14 protein-coding genes are annotated in these 20,698 nt (G+C 63.1%); 10 read left to right on the forward strand and 4 right to left on the reverse strand.

Annotated elements, in window-relative coordinates; translation table 11 throughout:
• The first annotated feature begins 316 nt into the window (after nucleotides 1-316).
• From CR152_RS04445 to CR152_RS04455, 3 genes are all read left to right on the forward strand, one after another.
• Nucleotides 317-1,497 (forward strand): IS3 family transposase gene (locus tag CR152_RS04445; RefSeq protein ID WP_208640061.1). Its coding sequence is split into 2 segments (ribosomal slippage): nucleotides 317-566 and nucleotides 566-1,497, totalling 1,182 coding nucleotides; the frame shifts between segments, so codons are not numbered across the junction.
• Between the two features lie 125 nt (nucleotides 1,498-1,622).
• On the forward strand, nucleotides 1,623-3,494 hold the full coding sequence (gene dsbD, locus CR152_RS04450) for a protein-disulfide reductase DsbD (protein WP_099873842.1): 1,872 nt from the start codon (nucleotides 1,623-1,625) through the stop codon (nucleotides 3,492-3,494).
• A gap of 1,029 nt (nucleotides 3,495-4,523) precedes the next feature.
• Nucleotides 4,524-6,746, forward strand: a complete 2,223-nt coding sequence (locus tag CR152_RS04455) for a bifunctional SulP family inorganic anion transporter/carbonic anhydrase (protein ID WP_099873843.1) — start codon at nucleotides 4,524-4,526, stop codon at nucleotides 6,744-6,746.
• Nucleotides 6,747-6,823: 77 nt separating this feature from the next.
• Here the strand turns inward: CR152_RS04455 and CR152_RS04460 are convergent, their stop codons facing one another.
• Together CR152_RS04460 and CR152_RS04465 are read right to left on the reverse strand one after the other, a co-directional pair.
• Nucleotides 6,824-7,483, reverse strand: a complete 660-nt coding sequence (locus tag CR152_RS04460) for a hypothetical protein (RefSeq protein WP_099873844.1) — start codon at nucleotides 7,481-7,483, stop codon at nucleotides 6,824-6,826.
• 246 nt (nucleotides 7,484-7,729) lie between these two features.
• Entirely contained in the window at nucleotides 7,730-8,215 is a 486-nt protein-coding gene (locus tag CR152_RS04465; RefSeq protein ID WP_099873845.1) for a Spy/CpxP family protein refolding chaperone, read from the reverse strand.
• A 174-nt stretch (nucleotides 8,216-8,389) separates the two neighbouring features.
• Between CR152_RS04465 and CR152_RS04470 the strand changes: the two genes are divergently transcribed.
• The 6 genes from CR152_RS04470 to CR152_RS04495 all read left to right on the forward strand — a co-directional run bounded on the left by CR152_RS04470 (nucleotide 8,390) and on the right by CR152_RS04495 (nucleotide 17,908).
• The gene (locus CR152_RS04470) at nucleotides 8,390-9,118 is read left to right on the forward strand and encodes a response regulator (protein WP_099873846.1); all 729 of its coding nucleotides are present in this window, start codon (nucleotides 8,390-8,392) and stop codon (nucleotides 9,116-9,118) included.
• Nucleotides 9,115-10,479, forward strand: coding sequence for an ATP-binding protein (locus tag CR152_RS04475; protein ID WP_099873847.1), 1,365 nt, complete (start codon nucleotides 9,115-9,117; stop codon nucleotides 10,477-10,479). Before CR152_RS04470 ends, CR152_RS04475 begins: the two co-directional genes overlap by 4 nt.
• Before the next feature lie 83 nt (nucleotides 10,480-10,562).
• Entirely contained in the window at nucleotides 10,563-11,756 is a 1,194-nt protein-coding gene (locus CR152_RS04480) for an efflux RND transporter periplasmic adaptor subunit (RefSeq protein ID WP_099873848.1), read from the forward strand.
• The gene (locus CR152_RS04485; protein WP_099873849.1) at nucleotides 11,753-14,845 is read left to right on the forward strand and encodes an efflux RND transporter permease subunit; all 3,093 of its coding nucleotides are present in this window, start codon (nucleotides 11,753-11,755) and stop codon (nucleotides 14,843-14,845) included. Before CR152_RS04480 ends, CR152_RS04485 begins: the two co-directional genes overlap by 4 nt.
• A 92-nt stretch (nucleotides 14,846-14,937) precedes the next feature.
• Nucleotides 14,938-16,833 (forward strand): FAD/NAD(P)-binding protein, encoded by a 1,896-nt coding sequence (locus CR152_RS04490; RefSeq protein WP_099873850.1) that lies wholly within the window; start codon nucleotides 14,938-14,940, stop codon nucleotides 16,831-16,833.
• A gap of 175 nt (nucleotides 16,834-17,008) precedes the next feature.
• On the forward strand, nucleotides 17,009-17,908 hold the full coding sequence (locus tag CR152_RS04495) for a hypothetical protein (RefSeq protein WP_099873851.1): 900 nt from the start codon (nucleotides 17,009-17,011) through the stop codon (nucleotides 17,906-17,908).
• Between the two features lie 118 nt (nucleotides 17,909-18,026).
• On the opposite strand, the gene hemB is transcribed toward CR152_RS04495, so the two are convergent.
• Both hemB and yihA read right to left on the reverse strand, forming a co-directional pair.
• Complete coding sequence (hemB, locus tag CR152_RS04500) at nucleotides 18,027-19,037, reverse strand: porphobilinogen synthase (RefSeq protein ID WP_099873852.1); 1,011 nt, start codon at nucleotides 19,035-19,037, stop codon at nucleotides 18,027-18,029.
• A gap of 42 nt (nucleotides 19,038-19,079) precedes the next feature.
• A complete protein-coding gene (yihA, locus tag CR152_RS04505) occupies nucleotides 19,080-19,796 on the reverse strand; it encodes a ribosome biogenesis GTP-binding protein YihA/YsxC (RefSeq protein WP_099873853.1) in 717 nt (238 codons plus the stop codon).
• A gap of 199 nt (nucleotides 19,797-19,995) precedes the next feature.
• On the opposite strand from yihA, the gene CR152_RS04510 reads away from it, so the two are divergent.
• Nucleotides 19,996-20,673: a c-type cytochrome gene (locus tag CR152_RS04510; RefSeq protein WP_099873854.1), complete on the forward strand. Its 678-nt coding sequence runs from the start codon at nucleotides 19,996-19,998 to the stop codon at nucleotides 20,671-20,673.
• The last annotated feature ends 25 nt before the right edge of the window (nucleotides 20,674-20,698 follow it).

Raw genomic sequence — 20,698 nt, forward strand, 5'->3', positions numbered from 1 at the left:
AATCGAGAGTTTCCTCCGCGTACGCTGAAGCGTAGTTTTACTGTGCCAAGCTAGGAGTTATTTTCGTGCTGCAATCGATGGCCCGGCCAGCGTGCGAAACCAGATTTGGGGAAGGGCGTCCGGACCCCGGCTTGGCGCTCACATGAGCCGATGGCTGTTGGTCGACATGGAGGTGCCCACCCCAGCTCGCTGACTCCGACGCCGCGCGTCGTAATATAAGTGTTAAACACGCCCGCTTCCAATACGTCAAACTGCTGTGGTCTAATTTGCCCGGACACCTCAATAGGTGGAAAATCCACCATCTGAGGAGTAATACATGGCAACAAGAAAACGGAAGACATTCGATCCCAGCCTGAAGCTGGAAGTGGTTCGAATGATCAAAGAGCAGGGACAGAGCATTCAGAACGTCAGCGAGAGCATGAGCATCGGCCAGACCGCGATTCGCCGCTGGCTGACCCAGTACGGTGCTGAGCAGAGCGGCCAGCCGGGCATCGGCAAGCCACTCACTGCCGAGCAGCAGAGGATCCGGCAATTGGAGGCGGAAAATCTGCAGCTGAGACAGGATGTGACTATCTTAAAAAAGGCCTCGGCCTTCTTTGCCCGCGAAATGAAATGATGCATCAGCTCATTGTTCAACTGCAAAAGGAGGCCATTCCGGTTCAGAGCAGCTGCCGCATCCTCGACGTCAGCCGGTCCGGTTTTTACGCGTCGCAGCGCCGCTCCATCAAGCCAGTTGTCTGCAAGGAAACCGTGCACCTGAAGGCTTTGTTCATGGCAAGCCATCAGAGCTACGGCAGCCGTCGGTTGGTCACGGCCATGGCTGGCGAAGGCTTCCAAATCGGGCGCTACAAGGTGCGCAGTTTGATGCGTAAGGCGGCCTTGAAGCCCGTCTGGAAGCGAAAATTCGTTCACACGACAGACAGCAAGCACGACTTGCCTATTGCCGCCAATGTGCTCAATCGGCAGTTCAATCCAACGGCCCCAAATCTGGCATACGTCAGCGATATCACGTACATTCGCACCGGCGCAGGATGGTTGTACCTGGCCACAGTCCTGGACTTGTACGCGCGCAAGGTGGTCGGCTGGGCCATGGCACCGAGCATGCCTGCTAAGCTGGTCTGCGACGCATTGAACATGGCCATTCAACAGCGGCAACCGGCACCGGGACTCGTCGTCCATTCGGACCGAGGCAGCCAGTACGCGAGCGAGCTTTACCAGGATCTGCTGGCAGAACACGGCTTCGTTTGCAGCATGAGTCGTAAGGGAAATTGTTGGGACAACGCCGTTGCAGAGCGCTTCTTCTTGAACCTCAAGATGGAGCGTGTCTGGCAGCGCCAATATGCCAATCATGCCGAGGCCAAGGCCGACATCACCGACTACATCGTCGGCTTTTACAACTGCAAACGCATCAATTCAGCATTGGGCAATCTGTCGCCCGCCGTCTACGAACGGAAAATGGCAGTACGCGAACCTATCGTTGTGTCCGAAATAACTTGACCACAGCAAACGCGCCTATACGCCGGCCGGCCCTCCGGTCATCCGTTGGCCGTCATATGACCCTGCCGCAGACGAGACCTCTTCCCCCGGTGTACTATTCTGCTTCGCGTCCCGCTAAGGAAGTCATGTTTGCCTTTTTGTTGAAAGCGCCGGCTCACGCCCTCGCGCTGATCCTGCTTGCTCTCTCGTTCCTGTTCGCCAGCCCGGCGCGTGCGGAGGAGGATTACCTGGCCCCCGAGGTGGCCTTCAAGTTCTCGGCCCGCATGGTCGACCCGCAGACGATCGCCGTCACCTACCAGATCGCCGACGGCTACTACATGTACCGCGAGCGCTTCAAGTTCACCGCCGCCAACGCTACCCTCGGCACCCCGGTCATCCCGCCCGGCAAGGTCAAGTTCGACGAAACCTTCCAGAAGGAAGTCGAAACCCACCGCAAGACCATCACCATCACGATTCCCGTCCAGTCGTCCGGCATGTTCACGCTGACGGCCACCTCGCAGGGCTGCGCCGACGCCGGCCTGTGCTACGCGCCGCAGGATGCCGAGGCGCGCCTGGTGGGCGCCGCCGGCTCGTCCCCAGCGCCCGGCATGTCCAAGCCACCGATGTCCATTCCGGCCGCATCCATTCCCGTCGCCCAACCGAAGCAGGATGCCGGCAACGCCGACTTCACGCCGAAGGCGTCCACGTCGGCAGCGCAAGCCCCGGCCGCGGTCCAGCCCCCGGCCGCAACGCCCGCCACCAGCACCGGCGACGGCGCGGCGCTCCTCGGCGGCGGCAAGCTGTGGCTGATCATCCCCACCTTCATCGTCCTCGGCCTCGGCCTGTCCTTCACCCCCTGCGTACTGCCCATGGTGCCTATCCTGGCATCGATCATCGTTGGCGAGGGCGCAGGCACCACGCGCGCGCGCGGATTCATCCTGGCACTGGCCTACTCGCTCGGCATGGCCCTGGTCTACACTGCCCTCGGCGTAGCCGCCGGCCTGATGGGCGAAGGCCTGGCCGCCGAGCTGCAAAAGCCGTGGATCCTGATCGGCGTCGGCATCATGATCGTGGCCCTGTCGCTGTCCATGTTCGGCGTGTATGAGCTGCAAGTGCCATCCTTCCTGCAAAACCGCCTGGTCGACGCTTCCGGGCGCCAGTCGGCCGGTAAACTCATCGGCGTGTTCGTGATGGGCGCCATTTCCGCCCTGATCGTCGGTCCCTGCGTGGCCGCGCCGCTGGCCGGCGCGCTGACCTTCATCTTCCAGTCGCGCGATGGCGTCATCGGCGGCGTCGCGCTGTTTTCGCTGGCCATGGGCATGAGCATTCCATTGCTGCTGGTCGGCCTGTCGGCCGGCTCGCTGTTGCCACGTACCGGCGCCTGGATGAACCACGTCAAGCGCTTTTTCGGCGTCACCATGCTGGGCATGGCCCTGTGGCTGACCTCGCCCGTGCTGCCGCCGCTGCTGCAAATGCTGCTCTGGAGCGCACTGCTGCTCGGCTACGGCGTCTACATGCTGCGCCACGTGCGCCATTGGGCCGGGCTTGCGCTGGGCGTCGTATGCGCCATCCTGGGAGCGATCCAGCTGGTCGGCGTGGCCACCGGCGGGCGCGATCCGCTCGCGCCGCTGGCCCACCTGGGCGTCGGCGGCCAGCAGCATGGGCTGGCCTTCACCCGTATCAAAACCGTGGCCCAGCTCGACGCCGCGCTGGCGCAAAATGCCGGCAAGACCGCCATGCTCGATTTTTATGCCGATTGGTGCGTATCCTGCAAGGAAATGGAAAAGCTGACGTTTGTGGATGTCCGTGTCAAGCAGCAACTGGCCGGCACGCTATTGCTGCAGGTCGACGTGACGGCCAACGATGCCGACGACAAGGCGATGCTCAAGCGCTTCGGCCTGTTCGGGCCGCCGGGGATCATCTTGTTCGACAAGGGCGGCCAGGAAATTGCAGGCAGCCGCGTCATCGGCTATCAGAATGCGGACAAGTTTACGGTCTCGCTGAACAAGCTGAACTAATGTAGTGAGTCAGGTAATTCCCACACAAAACCGGGCGCTGCGCGCGCGTCCGGCATTGGCCCAATTTTTCCATGCAAACGGCTTCGGTTCGGCATTATTTAGTGCGAAATATGTGCCAATAGCATCCTCCAACTGACGAGTAGAACGATGCTTGCCGCGCCGAAGGTGCCTCTCGTCAATGCATCAAGCCAGCGTTCGACCTGGCCGCGACGCTCAGCTTGTTGTGAAGTGGACACGTACGCCGGATACACTTGAAAAGGGGCGGGGCGGGGAGCCTATGCGCATAGATAGGCGTCGCTGCTGGCGCCCGTCGAGCCGGGGCTGCCTCGCATGCCTGCCAAATACCCTCGCTGCCCCATGGACCATGGGTCCTCCTCGCGCCCTTGTGCGCTCTTGCCAGGCATCGCCATGCCCAACGCCCTATCTACTTGGATAGGCTCCAGGCCGCCGCTTGTGGCCCACGCGCATGTCAAAATGAACCGCAATGCACTGTCACGCCAGGCCGGAATACGCAGCCGTGTTCACGACGTCAGCGACTTCCCGAAGAACGGCGACGCATGCCTTGAGGTGGCGATCCTCCGCCTTCAAGCCATCGTCAAGCGCACTCGCCAGTCTTAATCCCGGCGCTGCCCGGATGACAGCCATAACGCGGTTCCATATGCCTGCCGAGATTTGCGCCACCCGTCACGGGTTAAATACGCATCCATAAAAATTATATATATCCGTTATCACGGTTTTTTATGCCGGCATTATTAACCATGCGCTCCCGGACAATATATTCATATCGCATAAAAATAGGCTTTGTGAAACGGTTCTTTCAATATAGCTATAGTTTATTGTGCATCCCTCGACCGCAATGATCGTGTTATATTTCGCCGATTGAAAAATTCTCGACAAACCGATAGGAAACATCATGTTCGAGCAAATGTTCTATTTGTAGGCATATATTAATTTTTCTTGTGGCATGGCAACTGGAGCCGGCAAGCCGGCGCGCGTCTGCTTGATAACCATTCGTAATCACGCTATCACATGAATATTCAAAATCTCAAACACGATCTGCCCGCGAGTATTGTCGTCTTTCTGGTTGCCTTGCCTTTATGCCTGGGTGTCGCCCTGGCTTCCGGCGCGCCGCTGATTTCCGGGATTATCGCCGGCATCATCGGCGGCATCGTCGTCGGAATAATCAGCAAATCGCAGACCAGCGTCAGCGGCCCGGCTGCCGGCCTCGCTGCGGTGATATTGGCGTCGATTACCAAGCTGGGATCGTTCGAGCTCCTGCTCACCTCGGTTCTTATCGCGGGATGTCTGCAATTGGCGATGGGTGTTTTTCGTGCCGGCTTTATCGCGAACTATATACCCTCTAATGTAATCAAAGGCCTGCTCGCGGCTATCGGTATTCTCCTGATACTCAAGCAGATTCCGCATGCGATCGGCTATGATAAACAGAGCGACGACGGTTTCTCGTTTATCCAGCCGAATGGGGAAAATACGTTCTCCGATATTATCCGCGCTTTCGATGTGCTCACTCCCGGGGCAGTCGTCATTGCCGTGCTGTCGGTGCTGGTTTTGTATTGCTGGGATAAAACGCCGCTGAAGAATCTCAAGTTGCTGCCCGCCTCGCTGTTTGTGGTCGTGCTGGGCGTATTACTCAATCTGGTATTCACCAACTCCATGCCGTGGCTGGCGATCGGCAAGGACCATCTGGTGCACCTGCCACCTATCGACACCAGCAACCTGGGCGCTTATCTGCACCTGCCCACCCTCGGCCATTTCACCAACGGCGATGTGTGGGTGGTCGGCATCACCATTGCGATCGTCGCTTCCCTGGAAACGCTGCTCAATATCGAAGCGGTCGACAAACTCGATCCCCATAAACGCGAAACCCCGCCGAATCGGGAACTGCTCGCGCAAGGCGTGGGCAATATTTGCGCAGGGCTGTTCGGCGCCCTTCCGGTGACGTCGGTCATCGTGCGCAGCTCGGTCAATATCCAGACCGGCAACAAGACCAAGGCGTCCGCCATCCTGCATGGCGTTTTCATGCTCGCCAGCGTCCTGGTATTAAGCCCGGTACTCAATCTGATTCCCTTGTCGGCACTGGCGGCGATCCTCATCATGACCGGATACAAGCTGGCAAAAGTGTCGCTGTTTCGTGACATGTACCAGAAAGGCTGGTCGCAATTCCTGCCGTTTGCTGTCACCGTGGTCGCTATCGTGTTCACCGACCTGCTGATGGGCGTGCTGATCGGCCTTGCGACCAGTATGTTTTATCTGGCGCGCAGCAATTTCCGCAATCCCTACTCGCTAGAGCAGTACCGTCTGCACATCGGCGAAGTCATCAAAATGGTCTTGCCGAACCAGGTGTCGTTCCTGAACAAGGCCACCATCAAAACCGCGCTATGGGAGACGCCGAACGGCTCCAAGGTGCTGATCGACGCAAGCAATGCGGACTTCATCGACCACGATGTACTGGAAACCATCCAGGACTTCCGCGATGTGGTGGCGGCCGAACGTAACATTCAGCTGAACGTGATCGGCCTGCGCGAAAAATACAGCCTGAGCGATCCGATCCAGTTCGTCACCGTGCTGGATAAGGAAACCCAGAAAAGGCTGCGTCCTGAAGAAGTGCTGCAACTGCTGCGCGATGGGAATCAGCGGTTTTTCGAGGGACGCTGTACCGAAAAGTACTACCACCATCAGGTCGGCGCCACCGCCGCCAGCCAGCACCCCATGGCCGTGGTGGTCAACTGCATCGACTCGCGAACATCCCCTGAACTGATTTTCGACGCCGGCCTGGGCGATCTGCTGACGATTCGCATTGCCGGCAACATCATCAGCCGCGAGATTATCGGCAGCCTGGAAATCGCGTCCAAGCTCGGCGCCAAACTGATTGTCGTGAAAGGGCACTCCAACTGCGGCGCGATCGGCCTGGCGATGAAGGGCGAACAGGCATACAGCATCGGCGCGATCACCGGCAAAATCGAGCTGGCCATCCGGCAGTGCCAATGTTCGGCGCACGATATCGCCGCTGGCGAGAAGACAGTGCTCGAAAAGGTCGCGCTTCAGAACGTCGAAAATTCGCTCGCTGAAATCGTCAACAGCAGCGAATACCTGCGTGGATGCCTGCAGCGGGGCGAGATCGGCCTGGTCGGCGCCTACCACGACATCTCCGTGGGAAAAGTGCAGTTCGGCGAACTCGTCACGGACGAGAAGATCGCGCGTTTCCGGCAATTGCACACGCCCGCCGCGGCCTGAGCCGTCGAGCGCGTACTCAAGTCACCGCGACGCCCGGGCCGGAGTAAACGCCTGCGGCCGCTCCGGGCCGCAGGAACTTAATTGTCCGGGAGGGTGAAGTCGTCGTGCACCGGCTTGCCGCCCAGCAGCTCGTCGAGGCGGCCGCGCAGGCTGCGCGCCATTTCGCTGCCCTTGGCCTTGAGCACCGCTTCCAGGTACTGCAGGCGCAGTGCGCGGAAGTCGTCGACGTTGTTGCACTTTTCCACCTTGAGCTGCAGCATGATGCCGCGCAGCCCGATCGTGCTCTTGATGGTCTGGTTATAGAAGTCGTACAGATGGCGAAAGCGCGTGGCGTCATCGAGCTGGCTCTCGGCCAGCGCTTGCGCGGACGGGGCGTCGGCGCTGGCAACCGCGGGCAGCGGCGCTGCGCCGTCGTCGTGCAGGTAGTCATGGTGGGCGCCCTCGGCCCCGGCCACGCGCCGCGCCACTTGGCGCGCACGCGCCGATGCCGGCAACTTGGGCGCTGCCGCCGCCGCCGGCTCTTCACCGCTGGCCAGGAAAATGTAGCCTTCTTGCAGTAATTCCTTGACGCTGTCCGCAGTCACGCCCACGCCGGCGAAATTGCGCAGCAAGTCCTCGAGCGAATGACGCCCGTCGATCATCACCAGGATCGTGCGCAAGCGCGACGACAGTTGATTCTTGCGTGTGGAAATTTCCTCTCGACCCTTGTCGGTCTTGTCGTACACCATTGTGCTCATGCTGCCCCCGGAATATGGTTTGATACCGCAGCCGGAAAATGGTTTGGAATTGCCGCGCGGATAGATTTTCTTGAGGATACACCACGTTACACTTTGCAGGAATGCCCGCACCGCTTTATTTGGTGCAGCGCGCAACAAGTGAGGTGTAAGTACAACGTTGCAACGGATAAAACCCCTCCGCGCCGGGCCGGCGGGGAGGGGCACCGGCCCCGTTCCGCGCAGGGAATGGACGGACTAAAACGCCGCTCAGGCCTGGCGTTTGTGCTTGCCGTGATGTCCGCGCCGCATGCTTTGCTCGTCAAAAACTTTCTTTTGCTCCGGCGTTAGTGTCGAATAGAAGGTGTTCAAGGCAGCCAGCCGGGTTTCCATGGCCGCGACATGCTGCTTGGCCATTTCCAGCTGCTTTTCCATGCGCTCCGGCGCCGTCAGGCTGGCCCACTGGCCGCGTTCGCCACGAGCGGGGCGCTGGCCCGGTTTGCTGGCGGCGATGAACGCCGCCCAGGCCGGTTCCTGTGCCGCAGTAAGCTTGAGCTGGTCGTGCAGGCGCGCCTGGCGCGCGGCCATGTGCGCGGCCCGGTTGCCATGGTCGCCGTGGTGACCGCGGTGGGCTTCCACGCTGGTCGCTTTCGGGTTGACGCTCTCCTGTGCGTGTACGGCAACGGCGGCGCCGCCCATGCCCAGCACGGCAAGACTGATCACGAGGCTTTTGCGGACGGTATTGAGTACGTTCATGGCGTTTCCTTTTGGATGAATGGTGCGGGGTGCATCTGCATCATGTTCCCGGCATGTTTCCAAGCCGTGTCCGCTGCCAAAGAGTTTGTATCAATATGTATCGGCGCCATGGCAATATACATGACGATACAAAACCGCTATCCGGGCCCTCGCTAAGTGGTGATAATTGCGGACATGGATACTCCTTCTACCATTCTCATCGTTGACGACGACCGCGACATCCGTTCGCTGCTGGCCGATTACCTCGAATCGAACGGCTACCGCGCCCTGGCCGCGGCCGACGGCACGGCCATGTGGAAGACGCTCGACGAAGCGCGTCCCGACCTGATCGTGCTCGACCTGAACCTGCCCGGCGACGACGGCCTGACCCTGTGCCGCAAGCTGCGCGCCACGTCGACCCTGCCGGTCATCATGCTCACCGCCCGCAACGAGCCGCTCGACCGCATCCTGGGCCTGGAAATGGGCGCCGACGATTACCTGCCCAAGCCGTTCGAGCCGCGCGAGCTGCTGGCGCGCATCCGCAGCGTGCTGCGCCGCAGCCACGCCATGCCGTCCAACGCGCCGTCCGACAATGCCCAGCAGATGCGCTTTGCCGGCTGGACCCTGGACCTGACCGCGCGCCACCTGCTCAATCCCGAGGGCATCGTCATCATGCTCTCCGGCGCCGAATTCCGCCTGCTGCGCGTGTTCCTCGAGCATCCCAACCGCGTGCTCAACCGCGACCAGCTGCTCAACCTGACCCAGGGCCGCGACGCCGATCCTTTCGACCGCTCGATCGACATCCAGATCAGCCGCCTGCGCCAGAAGCTCGGCGAGGATGCGCGCCTGCCGCAGATCATCAAGACGGTGCGCAACGGCGGCTACGTGCTGGCCGGCCAGGTGACGGTGGAGCCCGGCACGTGAAGGCCTTCTTCGGTTCGATGACCGGGCGCGTGTTCCTCACGCTGCTGCTCGGCGTCGTCATCACGGCCGTGCTGACCCAGCTGCTGGCCGAAAACGAACGCCAGCGCGTGATCGAAGCCTTCCGCGACCAGCACGCCATGGACCGCGCCGAACAACTGATCACCGCCACCGAAACCGTGCCCGCCTCGGCCCGCCTGGCCTATCTGTCGGCGGCCAACCGCCCCGGCATCCAATTGGTCGTCATCAGCGACGAGCTGCCGGTCAAGCCGGCCCCATCGCCCTTCACGGCGGCGCTGGCGGTGCGCATGGGGCCGCAGTACAAGCTGGCCACCATCGCGGCCCGGCCCGCCGCCTGCGACGTGCCGCGCATCCAGAACAGCATGTTCGGGCCGACCGAGTCGCAATGGAAGGGCGTGTGCGAGAGCATCAACGTGCGCCTGCGCGATGGCGAACTGCTGCGCTTGCTGGTGCTGCCGCCGCCGCCCTCGGTCATCGCGCACGAGACCGATTACCGCATGATCATCGGCATGTTCCTGGTCAGCATCGCCTTCCTCGCCTACCTGGTCGCGCGCATGACCACGCGTCCGCTCAAGCAGCTGGCGCAGGCCGCCAAGGACCTGGGCAACGACATCAACCATCCGCCGCTGCAACTTTCGGGCGCGAGCGAGATCCGCCAGGCCAGCGCGGCGTTCAACGCCATGCAGGCGCGCATACGCCAGTACATTTTCCAGCGCACCCAGATGCTGGCGGCCATCACCCACGACCTGCAAACGCCCTTGACACGGATGCGCCTGCGCCTCGAAAAAGTCGGCGACGGCGAACTGCGCGACCGCCTCGTGGGCGATTTGTCGGCCATGCAGGAAATGGTGCGCGAAGGCCTCGATCTGGCGCGCAGCACCGACACCACTGAAGCGATGCAGGCGCTCGACCTCGATTCGCTGCTCGACAGCGTGACTTGCGACGCCACCGACGCCGGCCAGCAGGTAGCCGTCCACGGCCACGCCGGCATGGCCCTGCTGGGACGCCCGATGGCGCTGCGGCGCTGCCTGGTCAACCTGATCGACAACGCCGTCAAGTACGGCCAGCGCGCCTTTGTCACGGTGGAGGCGGGCGCCGGCGCGGCGCGCATCCGCGTGCGCGACAATGGCCCCGGCATCGCCCCGGGCGAACTGGCGCGCGTGTTCGAGCCGTTCTACCGCGTCGAAACATCGCGTTCGCGCGAATCCGGCGGTACCGGGCTGGGCCTGACGATCGCCCGCAATATCGCCGAGCAGCACGGCGGCAGCATCGCGCTGGTCAACCATCCGGAGGGCGGCCTGGAGGTCACCCTGGTCCTGCCGGAGTATTACGCCGGCAAATAGCTGCGCCCGCCGGCACCGTCATCGCTTACCATTGAACTGAACCGATCATAAAAAGCCGCCCGCAGTGGCGACCAGGGACACGCATGAAAAAGAAGAGCATCGTCATCATCGTCGGCCTCGCCGTCCTCATCGGCGCCGGCGCATGGTATCTGGGCCGGGGCGGGGAGAGCGCCGCTCCGGGCGAGCAGCAGGCCGGGACCCCTGCCGCGGGCGAGAAGAACGGCAAGGGCGGCGCCCAGCCGCCGGCCATCGTCAACGTGGTGGCGCCGCAGCGCCAGGACGTGCCGGTGGTGCTGCAGGCCAATGCCAGCGTGACGCCGGTCAGCACGGTCGACCTGCATCCGCAAACGACCAGCACGATCCGCAAGGTGCATATCAAGGAAGGCCAGTTCGTCAAGGCCGGGGAATTGATGTTCTCGCTCGACGACCGCAGCGAGCGCGCCAATATCGACAAGGCGCGCGCCCAGATGGCGCGCGACGCCGCCACCTTCGCCGACCTGGAGCGCCAGTACAAGCGCAGCGAGGAATTGTTCGCGCAAAAATTCATCGCCCAGAGCGCCGTCGACACCCTCAAGAGCCAGCGGGACTCGGCGCGCGCGCTGGTCGGCGCCGGCCAGGCCGCGCTCCAGGCCGAGCAGGTCAACGCCAGCTACAGCGCCATCCGCGCGCCGATGGCGGGCCGGGTCGGGGCCATCAATGTGTTCCCGGGCAGCCTGGTGCAGTTGTCGACCTCGCTGACCACCATCACCCAGCTCGACCCCATCAACATCGCGTTCAGCGTGCCGGAAGCGGCGCTGGGCGAGCTGCTGGCCGCGCAAAAGAGCGGCGCGGTCACGGTCGAGGCGCTCGGCACGGCTGGCGCCAAGGCGGCCAGCGGCAAGCTCAGCTTCATCGACAATACGGTCGATCCGCTGGCCGGCTCGATCAAGGTCAAGGCCCTGTTCGACAACAAGGCCACCAGCCTGTGGCCGGGCCAGTACGTCACCGCGCGCGTGACGGTGCAGACCATCAGGAACGCGGTGGTGATCCCGCAGGCGGCCATCATCAGCAACAGCCGCGGCACCTTCGTGTACGTGGTCGATGCCGATCAAAGCGCGAAACAGGTGCCGGTGACGCGCCTGCACGCCTTCGGCGTGAACGCGGCCGTCTCGGGCTTGAACGGCGATGAAAAGGTCATCACCGAGGGCAAGCAGAATCTGCGTCCGGGAGGCAAGGTCAAGCTGGCCGAGGCCGCCAATCCGGCACGCGCCGGCAAGAGCGCGGTGGCGGCACAATGAATCTGTCCGAACTGTGTATCCGGCGCCCCGTCATGGTGGTGCTGCTTTCGCTGAGCATGATCCTGGTGGGCGTGCTGTCGTACATGGCCATTCCGGTCGCCGCGCTGCCCAGCTATAACACCCCGGTCATCAACGTCCAGGCCAACCTGTCCGGCGCCAGCCCGGAAACCATGGCCTCGTCGGTCGCGCTGCCGCTCGAAAAGCAGTTTTCGACCATCGCCGGCATCAACCTCATCACCTCCACCAGCACCCAGGGCCAGACTTCGCTGACCCTGGAATTCGACCCCAGCATCGATGTCAACGTGGCCGCCATCGACGTCCAGGCCGCGCTGCTGGGCGCCCAGCGCCAGTTGCCGCAAGAGATGACGGAACTGCCGTCCTACCGCAAGGTCAACCCGGCCGACGCGCCGGTGCTGTTCATGGCCATGACCTCGCCCTCGATGAACCTGTCGGAACTGAACGACTACGCCGAAAACCTGGTCGCCCCCAGCCTGTCGACCCTGCCCGGCGTGGCCCAGGTGACGGTCAACGGCCAGAAGCGCTTCGCGGTGCGGGTGCGCGCCAAGGCCGACCTGATGAACGCGCGCAACCTGTCGATGGACGAGCTGGCGCTGGCGCTGCGCGCCGCCAACTCGAATGCGCCGCTCGGCGTGCTTGACGGCCCGAGCCAGACCATGACCATCCAGGGCAATGCCCAGCTGATGAACGCGGCCGCGTTTTCCGACCTGATCGTGGCCACCCGCAATGGCGAGCCGGTGCGCCTGAAAGACGTGGCTTCGGTCGAAGACAGTTACCAGTCGGTGAAAGCGGCCGGCAGCTACAACGGCGAGCGCTCGATCGTGCTGCTGGTGCAGCGCCAGCCCAACGCCAACACGGTGCAGGTGGTCGACGCCGTGCGCCAGCTGCTGCCGCGCTTCCAGGCCCAGTTGCCCGCCTCGATCAAGATCACGCTGGTCAACGACCGTTCGGTGTCGATCCGCGAAGCCATCCACGACGTCAACCTGACCCTGGCCGGCACCGTGGCGCTGGTGGTGCTGGTGATCTTCCTGTTCCTGCACCGCGCCGCCGCCACTTTCATTCCGGCCGTCACCATGCCGATTTCCCTGCTGGGCGCCTTGTCGCTGCTGTACGCCTTCGGCTACAGCCTCGACAACGTGTCCCTGCTCGGCATCACCCTGGCCGTCGGCCTGGTGGTCGACGACGCCATCGTGGTGCTGGAAAACATCGTGCGCCACATCGAAATGGGCAAGAAGCCGGTCGAGGCCGCCTTGGTCGGGTCGCGCGAAATGGGCTTTACCATCGTCTCGATTTCGATTTCGCTGGTGGCCGTGTTCATCCCGATCTTCTTCATGCCGGGCGTGATCGGCCTGCTGTTCCACGAATTCGCGGTGGTGGTCGGGCTGTCGGTGCTGGTGTCGGCGCTGGTGTCGTTGACCTTGGTGCCGATGCTGGCCAGCCGCCTGCTGCCGGCCCATTCGGAGCAAGAGGGCGGCGAGAAGAGCTTTATCGGACGCCACTTCGAGGCGGGCTTTGCGCGCGTGCGCGATGGTTACGCGCGCTCGCTCGACCTGGCGCTGGCGCACCGCTTCATCGTGCTGGCGGTCGCCGTCGGCACGTTCGTTTTGACGATCATCCTGTACACCACCATTCCCAAGGGCTTTTTCCCCGAGGAAGACCTGGGCCAGCTGCGCATGACCATCGAAGCGGCCGAGGATACCTCGACCGACGCCATGCTGATCCTGCAGGAAAAAGTGGTGGCCGTGATCCGTGCCGACCCGAGCGTGCAGGATGTGACGTCCTTCACCGGCGGCGGCAACACCGGACGCGGCTTCATCGCCCTGAAACCGCGCGACCAGCGCGTGAAAATGCCGCAGGTGGTCGAGCGTTTGCGCAAGGCCACGCGCCAGGTGGCGGGCGTGTCGGTGTTCCTCTCGCCGATCCAGAACCTGCAGCTGGGCGGACGGCCCAGCAAGAGCCGCTACCAGTACACGCTGCAAAGCGTCAGTTCCGACGCGCTGGGCGACTGGGCCAACAAATACCTGGAGCGCATGCGCGCCGACCCAAGCTTCCGTGACGTCACCAGCGATTCCCAGAACCGCGGCCTGCAAGCGACCCTGAAGATCGACCGCGACAAGGCCAACGCCATGGGAGTGCAGATCGCCGACGTGCGCACCGCCCTGTACGCGGCCTTCGGCGAGCGCCAGGTCTCGACCATCTATTCGGCCGCCGCCAGCTACAACGTGATCCTGGAAGCCGAACTGGCCGACCGCCAGTCGGAAGACGCCGTGGGGCGCGTCTCGGTGCGCAGCAAGGGCGGCCAGCTGGTGCAGTTGTCGAGTTTTGCGACGGTCGAGCGCACCGTGGGGCCGACCTCGGTCAATCACCAGGGCCAGCTGCAGGCGATCACCCTGTCGTTCAACCTGGGCGCCGACGTGCCGCTGGGCGTGGCCACTGGCAAGATCGACAAGATGGGCGTGGACATGAAACTGCCGGCCTCGGTCATCACCAAATACGGCGGCGACGCGGCCGTGTTCCAGGATTCGCAGTCGAGCCAGATCATCCTGATCGTGGCCGCGCTCGGCGTCATCTACGTGCTGCTGGGCGTGCTGTACGAGAGCTTCATCCACCCGCTGACCATCCTGGCCGGCTTGCCCTCGGCCGCCGTCGGCGCGCTGCTGACCTTGCGCATCTTCGGGCTGGACCTGACCATGATCGCCATTATCGGTATTCTGATGCTGATCGGGATCGTCAAGAAAAACGCCATCATGATGATCGACTTCGCCCTGCACGCCCAGCGCAACGAGGGCTTGAGTCCGGCCGAGGCGATCCGCGAAGCCTGCATCCTGCGCCTGCGCCCGATCCTCATGACCACCCTGGCCGCGCTGATGGGCGCGCTGCCGATCGCGCTCGGCCTGGGCGCCGGCGCCGAACTGCGCCAGCCGCTCGGACTGGCCGTGGTCGGCGGCTTGCTGTTTTCGCAAGTCATCACGCTCTACATCACCCCCGTGATCTACCTGTTCCTCGACAAGTACAGCGGCAGCGGACCGATGACCGATGCCCAGCTGGCCACCCTGGAAAAGGCGCATTGATATTTCCGGGCGGGATTTAATTGACTGGAAACAACACGATCTTTCGACCGCCTGCCACCATGGAACCTGCATTTCATTGACAGGCGGCCACCATGAAACGTTACAGCGTCACCCTCATCGGCATGGGCCCGCGCGGCCTGTCCATTCTCGAACGCATCGCCGCGTTTGCGCGCGCGCACAACACGCCGCTGCAAGTCAATCTGATCGAGCCGGGCGAGTGCGGGCCCGGGGTGCACTCGCCGAACCAGCCGCAGCACCTCCTGATCAATACCGTGGCCAGCCAGGTCACCATTTTCCCCTTCCGCGAGGCGGTCGAACTGGCCCCGGTCTGCGCCACGCCCTCGCTGACCGAATGGGCGCGCGACGAAGGCTACCGCCGCTTCGGCGAGCAGTTCGTGCAGGTGGTGCCGGGGGAAGAGGGCGGCACCGCCATCACCGAGTCCGACTACCTGCCGCGCCAGCTGCTGGGGCGCTACCTGATCTGGGCCTACGACACCATCCGCGCGGCCCTGCCGCCGACGGTGACGCTGACCCACCTGCGGCACCGCGCCATCGACATGTTCCAGATGCCGGACGGCAGCTTCATGGTGGAACTCGACAGCGGCTTTTCGGTCAGCAGCGATTTTGTCTTCCTGACCACCGGCCACAGCCGCAATAACCTGACCGACGAGGAAGCCTGGTGCCACAAGTTTGCCCAGGACCACGCGCGCTACAACGGCAAGCTGGCCTTCATCCGCCACGTGTATCCGCTCGACAAGCTGGTCGGCATCGCCAGCGACGCCCGGGTCGCCATCGAAGGGCTGGGCCTGACGGCGCACGATGTGGTTTCGCAGCTGACGGTGGGCCGGGGCGGGCGCTTCGAGCCGGCCGGCAGCGGCCTGCGCTACGTCCGCTCGGGACGCGAGCCGGCGCTGATGCTGTTTTCGCGCAAATGCCTGCCGGCGGCGGCGCGCGGCGTCAACCAGAAAGGCTTGAATGGGCGCCACCAGGCGCGCTTTTTCACGCGCGACGCGGTGCGCACCCTGCGCCAGCAAGCCCAGCGCGAGCGCGGCAGCCCCCAGCTCGACTTCGACCGCGAACTGCTGCCGCTGCTGATGCAGGAAATGGGCTGCGCCTGGCGCAGCGCGCTGGGGCGTCCCGTGCCCGAGGGCGCGGCGTACGAGCTTGGCGCCGAGGAGCGCGCCGCGCTCGAGGGCATGCTGTTTCCCCTGCAGGGACGCAGTTTTGCCAACGCCGACGATTTTTCGACCTTTTTCACCTGCGTGATCGCCGACGACCTGTCGGAAGCGCGGCGCGGCAACCAGGGCAGCCCGGTCAAGGCCGCGGCCGACGTGCTGCGCGACGCCCGCACCGTGCTGCAGGACATGATCGAGCATGGCGGCCTGACCGCTTCATCGCACCGCAAGTTCCTCAGTGTGTATAACCCGGCCATCAACCGCGTCACCTTCGGCCCGCCCAGCCATCGCAACGAGCAATTGCTGGCGCTGATCGAAGCCGGCGTGCTGAGCGTGGCGGCCGGCCCCAACGCGGCCATCCGCATCGACGAAGACCTTTCCCAGTTCGCCCTGCACACGCGCTTCGCCTCCGGCGCGGCGATCCAGCACGTCGATGCGCTGATCGTGGCCCGGCTCGACGTCTTCTCGCCCGAGACCGACGAAAGTGCGCTGATCCGCAACCTGCTCAAGCGCGGCACCATCCGGCCCTTTTACAACGGCACCTTCCACCCGGGCGGGGTCGACATCGACCAGGCCAACCATCCGCTCGACAGCGCGGCGCGCCCGGTCGGCAACCTGTGGGCGCTCGGCTACCTGGTCGAAGGCCCCCATTACTATACCCACGCCCTGCCACGGCCCCGGATGCACTCGCGCCACGTGCTCGACGCCGAACGCTGCGTGCGCGAACTGTTCGGCCAGCTGGAAGAGCGCGCCAACGCGCGGCGCCCGCTGCGTCCACGGGTCCTGGCGGCCGCCGAACGCGCCACCACCTGACGGCCTTCCGCTGCCCGATTGTTGCAGCATTGATACATATAGTAACAACCATCAAGACACTCATCTTGTAAGCTGCACAAGGTGTGCTTGCCAGTGCGCAAAAACCACAAAACGTATAGACTTCGGCACCTGTGCCGCATTTCGTTGACGCCGTCCCTGGAAAGTTGTTTCTATTTTGCGTGACCATTCCCACCATTCGACCGAGAACACCGGCTACTGCGAGCATTGCGGTCAGCCCTTGCCCGGTTACGCGGTGCCCAGTTACGAGATCAAGCGCTTCAATTCGGTCGGGATCGCCGTCACGGTGCTGTTGCACGTGCTGCTGGTGCTGCTGTGGGTGTTCAAGCCCCAGGACGAGAAAAAGGCGCCGCCGCCGCCTTCTGGCGCGGACATGGTGTACGTCATGCCGGTGCCGCAGTCCAAGCCGCAGCCCAGGGAGCAGCCGAAAGTCACGCCCAAGCCGACCACCCAGGCCCGGCCCGACAAGCCGACCGTGGCCAAGGTGCGGCGCTTGCCGAACACCATTACCATCCCCAATGAAAAGCCGGCCAAGGAAGTCGATGTTCCCGAGCCGCCCAAGCCGGTGCGCCCGACCGCGGTGGCGCCCGAGACCGACATGGCGGCCGCCATCGAAGCGCGGCGGCGCGCGCGCGGGCAGACCGAGAGCGAGCCGGCCGAGGAAAGCGCGGCCGAGCGCGGCATGCGCATCGCCAAGGCGAATATCGCGGCCGCCAATGGCCGCAGCCAGGGCGACGACCGCAACGACACGGGCGGCGTGTTCGAGGTGAAGAAAAATTCGATGAGCGCCACCGTCAAGTTCCGCGGCTGGAACCCGAGCTTCAAGCGGCGCTGGCTGCAGGAAGTCACGGTCGAGCTGGGCAACGAGAAGGATATCGAGACGGCCGTGATCAAGAAGATGATCGAGATTATCCGTAAGGAAAAGACCGGCGATTTCGAGTGGGATTCGCACCGATTGCAGCGCGTGGTCAAGATGAGCGCGCGGGTGGAAGATACGGCGGAGCTGAGCGATTTCCTGTACAAGGAAATGTTCCCGGAAACGCGGCGCGGACGCTAACTCCGTCGTTCCCGCGCCAAGGCGGCACTCGGCGGGAACCCAAGTTGCTTGTGCAGCTAGGGGGACGGTACGAACTTGGGTTCCCGCCTGCGCGGGAACGACGTAGCGCGAGAAAAGCTTAAGCTTTCGCCTTGAGCAAACGCGCAATATCGAGCGCGAAATACGTCAGCACGCCATCGGCGCCGGCGCGCTTGAACGCCATCATCGCTTCCATCATCACCTTGTCATGGTCCAGCCAGCCGTTCTGCACGGCCGCCTTGATCATCGCGTACTCGCCGCTGACCTGGTAGGCAAAGGTGGGCACGCGAAACTCTTCCTTCACGCGGCGCACGATGTCCAGATACGGCATGCCCGGCTTGACCATGACCATGTCGGCGCCCTCGGCGATGTCGAGCGCCACTTCGCGCAGCGCTTCGTCGCCGTTGGCCGGGTCCATCTGGTAGGTAAACTTGTCGCTCTTGCCCAGCGAGGCCGCCGAACTGACCGCCTCGCGGAACGGACCGTAAAAGGCCGACGCGTACTTGGCCGAATACGCCATGATGCGGGTGTGGATGTAACCCTGTTCCTCGAACGCCTGGCGCAGCGCGCCGATGCGCCCGTCCATCATGTCCGACGGCGCCACCACGTCCACTCCGGCCTGCGCGTGGCACAGGGCCTGGCGGATCAGCATGGTGGTGGTTTCGTCGTTGAGCACGTAGCCGTTATCGTCGATCAGGCCATCCTGGCCGTGGCTGGTGTACGGGTCGAGCGCGATGTCGGTCAGCACGCCCAGTTCCGGAAAGCGCGCCTTCAGGGCACGCACGGCGCGCGGAATCAGGCCGTCCGGATTGATTGCTTCGATTCCGTCGGCGGTTTTCAGGGATGCATCGATCGAGGGAAACAGGGCCAGCACCGGAATGCCGAGGCTGACGCATTCCTCGGCCACCTGCAGCAGCAGGTCGACCGAGAGACGCTCGATGCCCGGCATCGCCGAGATCGGCTGGCGCTGGTTGACGCCATCGACGATGAAGACCGGATAAATCAGGTCGGACGAGGTGATCGTGTTTTCGCGCACCATGGCGCGCGAAAACGGGTCGCGCCGCATGCGGCGCATGCGCGTGGCGGGGAACTGCACTGGAATGGTGGACATCGTTGTTTTCCGAGTGAACAAAAAATCAGGTAATCAACACACTTAGTCGTCGCTGTCGACCGGATCGACCAGCGGCGTGTCGGGATCGGTCTCGATCGGCGTCAGCCCCAGCAGGTCGATGATCTTGTCGTTGGCTTCCTCGATGCCGACGCGCTTGAGCGCCGAGAACAGCTGCACCGTGAACGGGAAGCCTTCGCCATCTTCGTCGACATAGCTTTCGAGCATCATGCGCGCCTGGCGCAGGGCATTCGTCGATTCATTGCGGTTGAGCTTGTCGGCCTTGGTCAGGATGCAGTGGATCGGCTTGCCGGTCGGGGCGAACCATTCGAGCATCTGCACGTCCAGTTCGGTGAACGGACGGCGCGAATCCATGATCAGTACCAGTGCGGCGAGCTGGTCGCGGCGCTGGACGTAGTCGCCCAGCAGCTTTTGCCAGTGCAGCTTGGCCGAACCGGACACTTCGGCGTAGCCGTAGCCGGGCAAGTCGACCAGCAGCGCCTCGATTTCCTCGACGATGGTGGCATCCTTGCGGTGTTGGCCGACGTGCGCGCCACCGATCGAAAAATAATTAATGTGCTGGGTGCGGCCCGGCGTTTTGGACGCGAACGCGAGGCCTTTCTGATTTGTCAGAATGTTAATGGCGGTCGACTTCCCTGCGTTGGAACGCCCGGCGAAGGCGATTTCCGGTGCCTGCGTATTGGGCAGATCGCGCAGTTGGTTGACGGTCGTGAAGAAACGGGCTTGCCAGAGTTTGGACATGGGATGGGCAGAAAATGCAACAAGAGGGGCGATAACGCGAGAAAGCTATTGTACAATAAGGGGTTACGAATTGTTGTCACGCAAAAGCCATGGCGAGCACACAAGATCGTTTGCACTACATTAGAACCGAATTTCCGGCGCAGGTTTGAGCCGGAATTTCTCAACAAAACCAATTTTCGACTTGTCTCAGGGTGTTTGAATGAATCGTGCGTTTTTACCGGCCGCCGGAGCGGCGTTTGTGAAATCCTTGCTGGTGGCTACCTTTGCCGTATCGGGCCTCGTGTCCGCTGCCGAGCATGCACCCGCCCCAGCCAAGGCCGACGCCGCCAAAGGCGCGACCCTGTACGACAACGGCGATGCCGCGCGCGGCTTGCCCGCCTGCGTCTCCTGCCATGGTGCGGCCGGCAATTCGACCATCGCCGACAATCCCAAGCTGGCTGCCCAGTTCGACGCTTATACCCACAAGCAATTGATCGATTTCACCACGCCCAAGCGCAAGCAGGCCGTGATGACCATGTACGCCAAGATGCTGTCGGAAGACGAAAAGAAAAACATCGCAGCTTACCTCGCGGTCCAGAAACCAAAACCGGGCGCTGCCAAGAACAAGGACACTGTCCTGCTGGGCAAGCAAATCTATCGCGGCGGCATTCCTGCCACCGGCGTGGCCGCCTGCGCCAGCTGCCACGGCGCCAACGGCAACGGCATCCCGGCGCAATTCCCGCGCCTGGCTGGCCAGCACCAGACCTACACGGTTTCGCAGTTGCAAGCATTCAAGGAAGGCAAGCGCGAAAACAGCGTCCAGATGACCACCCTGGCGCAGCGCATGTCGACCAAGGAAATGGAAGCCGTCGCCGATTACATCGCCGGCTTGAAGTAAGCGGTACCGGCAGCGCGCCGCCAGG

The organism is Massilia violaceinigra, assembly GCF_002752675.1.
Classification (GTDB): Bacteria; Pseudomonadota; Gammaproteobacteria; order Burkholderiales; family Burkholderiaceae_D; genus Telluria_A; species Telluria_A violaceinigra.